Genomic DNA, 1,317 nt, shown 5'->3' with positions numbered 1-1,317 from the left:
GCGAACCCGAACGGCAGGATGTTGATGTACATCCCGTGCACCCGCTCCGCACCCCGCACCTCCGGCCGCGCGTCACACACCAGACCGGAGTGGAACCGCTGCTCGTCGGTGAGCTGGCTCATCACCTTCAGGTGCGCCGCGTGCAGGACGGCCTTGGGCGACACCTCGTACGCCGAGGCAAGCGCGCGGATCCGCTGGTCGAGGTCCTGGTAGCTGATCCGGTGCCGCAGTGCGGCGCCGGCCGCCCCGGCCGGTTCGCCCCAGCCGGCGGGCGGCGTGAACTTGGCGTACCCGGACGTGATCTTCCGCCAGTACGCCTCGTCGGCCGGGGACGCCAGCGCCGCGCGCTCGGCGGCGACGAAGTCCGCGTACCGGACCGCGACCGGCTCCGGCGACTCCGGTGCCATGCCGACGCAGCGCCGCTCGTAGCAGCCGAGCAGCTCGGCCAGGAGGCTGTTGAGGTCCCAGCCGCCGGTCACCAGATGACTCACCGCGACGGTGAGCCACCAGCTTCCGTCGGTGGCGACGTGGACGCTGACCCGCAGCAGCGGCGCGGGGTGCTCCGGGTCGAACGGCCGGGCCCGCTCGGCGTCGACGTGGCCGCGCAGCTGCGCGTCGGCCTGTTCCTCGTCGAGCTGCATGATCCGGACGTCGACGGGCGCCTCGGTGTGCACGAGTTGCAGCACGGAGTAGCCGCCGAGGTCGAACGAGGTGCGCAGGGTCTCGTGCCGGTGGACGACGTCCCGCACGGCTCCGGTGAGCGCCTCGGCGGAGAAGTGCTGACGGCTGTGCACGCGGAAGCAGCGGACGATGTGGTAGAGCGACCGGTCCGGGTCCTTCTGGATCTCCACCAGCATGCCGAGCTGCGCCTGGGCGATCGGGTACGCGTCGGCGAGGCCGGCGGGCAGGGCGGCGCGGTCGGCGTCGTCGAGCAGCGCGAACGGGGCGACCGCCTGGAACTCCGGTTCGGCGGTGGCGGTCTCCTTGGCCGCGAGGTGCGCGGCGAGGGTCGCCACGGTGCGGTGCACGAAGACGTCGCGGACCCCGACGGGGAAGCCGGCCACCCGCAGGGCGCCGACCAGCGCCACTGCCCGCAGCGAGTCGCCGCCGAGGTCGAAGAAGCTGTCGACGACGCTGACGGTGTCCAGGCCCAACACCCGCGCCCAGATCTCCGCGAGCCGCTCCTCCAGATCAGTGCGCGGCGCCACGTGCGCCCGCTCCGCCACCGTCACCGACGCGGCCAGAGCCGCCCGATCGACCTTGCCGTTGGCATTGAGCGGGATCGCCTCGACCGCGGTCAGATCCGACGGAATCATG

The 1,317-nt window shown here is 72.7% G+C and carries 1 protein-coding gene; it reads right to left on the bottom strand.

Annotated features, from left to right (window positions below; translation table 11 throughout):
• Nucleotides 1–1,317: condensation domain-containing protein (locus tag AB0G14_RS35765; RefSeq protein WP_357705251.1), on the bottom strand; the 1,317-nt coding region annotated here is incomplete at both ends.

Source organism: Micromonospora sp. NPDC023814 (assembly GCF_040639595.1).
Lineage (GTDB): Bacteria > Actinomycetota > Actinomycetes > Mycobacteriales > Micromonosporaceae > Micromonospora.
The sequence above is the reverse complement of the archived record's forward strand: the minus strand, read 5'-3'. Positions and strand labels throughout refer to the sequence as shown.